Raw genomic sequence first — 6,046 nt, 5'->3', positions numbered from 1 at the left:
TTAACGGTGCAGTGGCGGTTAAACGAAAAGGGAAGTTAATCTTTAAAAAAGCATATGGTATTGCGAACTTAAAAGCGCAAACGCCTTTTTTACCGAATACATCTATGGAAATAGCTTCGGTTTCTAAGCAATTTACGGCTACAGCAATCCTGTTATTACAACAAGATGATAAATTAAAGGTTACGGATTTTGCTTATACCTATTTAGGTCAAGAGTTTCCTTATAAAGAGATTACAATTTCGCAATTGTTATCTCACACTTCAGGATTAGCAGACTATTCGGCTTATTTTAAAACACATTGGGACTCATCAAAAATTGCATATAATAAAGATATTCTTCAGTATTATAAAATAAATAAACCAGCGCTTTTAAGTATTCCAGGTGAAAAATATAAATATTCAAATACGGGTTATATTTTTTTAGCTGAAATAGTGAATGCAGCAAGTGGAAAAACTTTAGCAGACTATTTATCTGAGAAAATATTTACTCCAATGCACATGGATGATACTTTTTTTATTGAAAGAGATAGCATTTGGGATAAAGACAATTATGCGCCAGGTTATATGTTTAATATAGAGACTTGTGAGCATGTCATTCCAGAAACACTACCAAATAAAGGCTATTATCGTTTTTTAAGCGGACGCTTGGGGTCTGGAAGATTATCGTCTAGTGTAAATGATTTAATAAAATGGGATCAGTTTTTACATAGCGATTCTATATTTAATTCAGCTTCCAAAGCCTTGGCTTTTACACCACATCCACCGTCTAAAGAGGCTTCAGATTATGGGTACGGATGGCATATTAAAGACGATAGTATACACGGTAAAACTGTATTTCATACAGGAAGCTGGGCAGGAAATCTAGCGTACATAAGTAGGAGCATAGAGACCCGAGATTTGGTGATAATTTTAAACAACACGTATAGTAAAGCTTATTTAAAAGAAATAAGAGCTAGTGTTGATGGATTTTTGAATAATAAACCATTGCAATTTCCGAAAGTGAAAGCAAGTGAGTTGTTTACATTGAAGTCTTGTGAACTAGATATTGAAGATATAAGCCAATGGTATAAAGACCATAAAGATATAGATTGGGATTTGGAAAACTTAATTAAACTTCAAAAGGATTATTTAGACATTGGAGTTACAAATAACAGCGACATGTTAGGCGAGCTTATTAGAATTATTCAGGAAGATAGAATATAAAATATGCGTACTAATTTTTTAATTAAATTTTCAAAATAATCAAGACCATAAACGCTGTTACTTTTTAGAAATGTTTATTTGGTTTAGGTGTATCAATGATTGAAAATCTGTAATATAATAAAAGCCCCTTACTTCTTGGTCTTTAAGAAGAAAAGGGCTTTTATATGTAAACTATCTGCTAAAAGTTAAAATAAATTAACGGCTAATTGTACTCTAGCAATTTTTAAAGAGGGATTCCACATTGTGGTTGCGGAAACAGGGAAACTCAAATCTGTAAATCGAAGCGTTTTTGAAGCTGTGAGTCCAACGTTCACTAAATCGAAATTTTGTTCGCCATCACCATACAAGTGTGTGTCTCCATTTAATGAAAAACCTGCACCAACAAAACCGTTCAAATTCACTTTAGAATCTCTAATTATAGGGTATGATACTTCTATATAAGTCGAGTAGCGTTGTTCGAAATCGCCATCATCATCTAATTGAGAATCTCCACTACCATATAACAATATATCTGCTTCTAACCGTAAAGGAAAACTTTCATTAAAAGTATAAGAGGTTCTTAAATCTAATAGGTGAGTAGTGGTTTCTTTATCATAGTTCCAAATGTCTGGATTCTCTACACTTCGGGTATTGAATAAGTCCCAAATTCCTATAGAAAAACCGTTATTGGCGTATTGAGCATAGTAATTTATTTCTTTATAAGACGTGCCGTCACTTTCATTAGAGACTGCCATACCGCCCCAAAATCCAGCTGTAAAGCTTCCTGTATTTTCTAAATTTACTTTAGAAAATACAGCAACCATAGGTTTATCTGTAATGACTAAACCTCTCCACAAATGGTTTGTTTTTACATCTACATTAAAATCTATCGGACTGTCTTTAAGTTCTGAGTCTTGCGCACTACTGATTTGCACTGCTAAGAGTGCTATGAATATTATGAGTATTTTTTTCATGATGTTTAGCTTAAGAAAATAATTACATTATAGCCATATATAAGTAGGCTGCTATAACGCATCCTATTACTGGGCCAACAATAGGAATCCAGGCGTATCCCCAATCACTTTTACCTTTTATAGGCAAAATAGAGTGCATAATTCTAGGCCCTAAATCCCTTGCAGGATTAATAGCATACCCTGTTGTACCTCCTAGAGCCAAACCAATAACCCACACAAGAAATGCGACAGGCAATGCACCTATAGAACCCAATCCAATCACTGCTTGAGGCGCTCCTTCTACACCCATATCAAGACTTGGACCAGCGATATAAAATATCACGAATATGAGAACAAAAGTTCCTATGATTTCACTCATTAAATTGCTAAGTGGATTTCTAATGGCAGGACCGGTACAGAAAGAAGCTAACATGCCTTCTTCATCATCGGTTATTTTGTAATGGTCTTTATAGAAAACCCATACAAGAAGTGCTCCTAACATGGCTCCGATTAACTCTCCAGCAACATATTCAGGGACAACAGCCCAAGAAATTTTACCAGCAACTGCTAGGCCTAGCGTTACGGCGGGATTTAAATGGGCACCACTATACGGGCCTGCAACAATTACACCTACAAATACGGCTAAGGCCCATGCGGTAGTGATTTCAATCCATCCTGCTCCAGCTGCTTTTGTGTTTTTTAAAACAACATTAGCAACAACACCGTTACCCAGCAGAATCATTAACATGGTGCCTAATATTTCAGCTATTAAAATTGACATAGTTTCAAAATTTTTGGTTATTGATTAGCATTTATTCTTCGATCCAATTTTGTGTACATTTAACGGCTTTATGCCAGTAGTGTAACATATTGTCAACTTTCTCTTTAGAAGCTTCTGGAAAGAATTCCTTATCAACAATCCACTGTGATTGTATGTCGTCTATACTGTCCCAATAACCAACGGCAAGTCCTGCTAAATACGCAGCACCCATTGCAGTAGTTTCGAGTGTTTTAGGTCTTATAATTTTAAATCCGAATAAATCCGATTGTATTTGCATTAATAAGTTGCTAGCAGTTGCACCACCATCAACGCGAAGTTCAATACTTTTTTCTCCAGCATCGGCTTCCATCGCTTTTACAATGTCGTATACTTGGAAAGCAATACCTTCTAATGTTGCTCGTGCAATATGTGCATCTGTAGTTCCTCTAGTAATTCCAAGAATAGCACCTCTTGCATATTGGTCCCAATATGGAGCACCTAAACCTGTTAATGCTGGAACAAAATACACCCCACCATTATCTTCAGCAATTTCTGCTAAATAATTTATTCCTGGCGCAGTTCTTATTGTTCTAAGTCCGTCACGTAACCATTGAATTGCAGCTCCTCCAACAAAAACACTTCCTTCTAAAGCGTATGTTGTTTCTCCATTTATTTTCCAAGCTACAGTAGTTAGTAGATTGTTTTCAGAATATACCGCTTTGTTTCCGGTGTTCATTAATAAGAAACAGCCTGTACCATAAGTGTTTTTAACCATTCCTGGTTTTGTACACATTTGCCCAAATAATGCTGCTTGTTGATCACCTGCAATACCTGCTATCGGAATTTTTGTTGAAAATAATGTAGTCGCGGTTGTGCCGTAAACTTCACTACTTTGTTTAACTTCCGGGAGCATAGATTCTGGAATGTTAAATAAATCCATTAATTCCTTGTCCCAAGACATAGTATGGATGTTAAACAACATGGTTCTACTTGCGTTAGAAACATCTGTTAAAAACATTTTTCCTCTGGTTAGTTTCCATATTAACCAGCAGTCTACAGTTCCAAAGCAAAGTTTTCCGGCTTCTGCTTTTTCTCTAGCACCTTCAACGTTGTCTAGGATCCATTTTAATTTAGTTGCAGAAAAATAGGCATCGATAACTAAACCTGTTTTCTTTTTAATAAGATCTTCGTGACCGGCATCTTTTAGTTCGTCACAATATCTTGACGTTCTTCTATCTTGCCAAACGATGGCATTGTAAATAGGTTCGCTAGTTTCACGATCCCATACCACAACAGTTTCTCTTTGATTGGTAATTCCAATCGCAGCAATGTCTGTTCCGTCTATACCGTGTTGTGCAACAACTTCTGCAGCAACCGATATTTGTGAAGACCAGATATCGTTAGGGTTATGTTCTACCCAACCTGGTTTTGGAAAAATTTGTTCGAATGGTTTTTGAGACACTCTTACAATTTCTCCATCATGGTTAAACAATATAGCTCGAGACGATGTTGTCCCCTGGTCAAATGCTAAAATTAATTTACTTTTCATGTCAATTTAGTTGTTTGATTTATTTAACTTATAAAATGTAATTAGAGGTAACCTCTATGTAGTCTGCTACTTGTTTGGTTTGCCAAGCATCATCTTTATCTAATTCGTTTGCCATTATTTTAGCAACTTTAGGAGCCATTTTAATACTCTCTTTTGCATTCAATAATTGACAACGTACTCTTCTGGCTAGAAAATCTTCTATACTTAAAGCCATTTCGTGTCTTACAGCCCAAATAACCTGAGCTTCTATCACGCCCATAGATTCACTAAGCGATGTATTCCATCCATTCTGTTGAGATAGTTCTAAGAGTGGTGCTTTATCGCTACCGTAGAAATATAAGGGGTCGTTATAATCTGGATTTATTTTATAACCGTGTATTTTTAAATGTTTCGTTTTTGAAGGGATATGTTTCCATCCGTGATTTTGCTCTGCTTCGTCTACAAGATCTTGCCCCATTCTTCTGAATGTGGTCCATTTTCCTCCAACTATGGTTAATAATCCAGAATCTGATGTGTAGATTTTATGGCTACGCGAAATTTCTTTTGTTTTGCTGCCTTCACTTTTAGGAGCTGCCAAAGGACGTAAGCCTGCAAATACACTTAAAACATCGCTTCTTTGTGGAGCTTTTGTTAAATATCTGCCAGCTGTGCTCAAAATAAAACCTATTTCTTCTTCAAGAGCTACAGGTTCCAAGGACTCTTTTTTTAATGGAGTATCTGTGGTTCCTACAATAACTCGGTTGTGCCATGGTACTAAAAACAACACGCGTCCATCATCTGTTTTTGGAATAGTAATAGCATCGTCTCCTGGTAAGAACGACTTGTCTAACATTAAGTGTACACCTTGGCTAGGTGCTATTGTTTTTTCTGTTCCAGGCTTATCCATTTGTAAAATATCGTCGGCAAAAACTCCAGTTGCATTTACAATTTGCTTTCCTTTTATTTCGAATTGAGTACCGTCTGTTTCATCATGAGCTTTAACACCTGTAATCTTTCCATTGGCATCTTTTGTTAAATTATCTACAGCACAATAATTGACAACCTGTGCGCCCATTTCTACAGCAGATTGCAATACGTTAATGGCCATACGCGAGTCATCAAACTGACCATCGTAATACACGACACCAGCAGAGATTTTATCAGGATTAATTAGTGAAATACGTTTTAAGGTTTTGGCTTTCGAAATACGTTTCGATCTTCCAAGACTTAATTTACCAGCTAGTAAATCGTAAAAGGTTAATCCAACGGTATAAAGTATTTCATCAAACAATCCATGGGTTGGTATGATAAATGATTGACTTTTAGTGATGTGTGGTGCGTTTTTCAACATCAATCCACGCTCTACAACAGCTTCGCGAACTAATCCAATATCTCCTTGAGCTAAATATCTAACACCACCATGCATTAGTTTTGTTGATTTACTTGAGGTCGATTTTGTGAAATCTGATTTTTCAAGTAAAGCAACACTATAACCTCTTGCTGAAGCTTCAAGAGCAATACCAATACCTGTTGCTCCACCTCCTATTATGACGAAATCGTAAGTTTTAGAATCTTCTTTTAACTTATCTATCATTAATTTTCTATCCATGATTTCTTGGTTTAA

General features: G+C 36.0%; 5 protein-coding genes. 1 reads left to right on the top strand and 4 read right to left on the bottom strand.

The annotated features are described in order from the left end of the window. Positions 1–1,202, top strand: a 1,202-nt coding sequence (locus tag AST99_RS02795; RefSeq protein ID WP_057778900.1) for a serine hydrolase domain-containing protein, incomplete at its 5' end; no start/stop codon positions are given. A 185-nt stretch (positions 1,203–1,387) separates the two neighbouring features. Here the strand turns inward: AST99_RS02795 and AST99_RS02790 are convergent. Genes AST99_RS02790 through AST99_RS02775 form a run of 4 tightly spaced genes read right to left on the bottom strand, consistent with a single transcriptional unit; the run spans position 1,388 to position 6,031 of the window. Beyond that, entirely contained in the window at positions 1,388–2,155 is a 768-nt protein-coding gene (locus AST99_RS02790; protein ID WP_057778898.1) for a hypothetical protein, read from the bottom strand. Positions 2,156–2,177: 22 nt separating this feature from the next. Further along, positions 2,178–2,915 carry an MIP/aquaporin family protein gene (locus AST99_RS02785; RefSeq protein ID WP_057778896.1) on the bottom strand — a complete coding sequence of 246 codons (738 nt, stop codon included), beginning with the start codon at positions 2,913–2,915 and terminating at the stop codon, positions 2,178–2,180. 31 nt (positions 2,916–2,946) lie between these two features. Further along, complete coding sequence (gene glpK / locus AST99_RS02780) at positions 2,947–4,443, bottom strand: glycerol kinase GlpK (RefSeq protein WP_057778894.1); 1,497 nt, start codon at positions 4,441–4,443, stop codon at positions 2,947–2,949. A gap of 28 nt (positions 4,444–4,471) precedes the next feature. Further along, positions 4,472–6,031 carry a glycerol-3-phosphate dehydrogenase/oxidase gene (locus tag AST99_RS02775; protein ID WP_057778892.1) on the bottom strand — a complete coding sequence of 520 codons (1,560 nt, stop codon included), beginning with the start codon at positions 6,029–6,031 and terminating at the stop codon, positions 4,472–4,474. Positions 6,032–6,046 lie beyond the last annotated feature (15 nt).

The organism is Formosa algae (assembly GCF_001439665.1).
Lineage (GTDB): Bacteria > Bacteroidota > Bacteroidia > Flavobacteriales > Flavobacteriaceae > Formosa > Formosa algae.
Note: the sequence above shows the minus strand (reverse complement) of the source record. Positions and strands in the feature narration are given on the sequence as shown.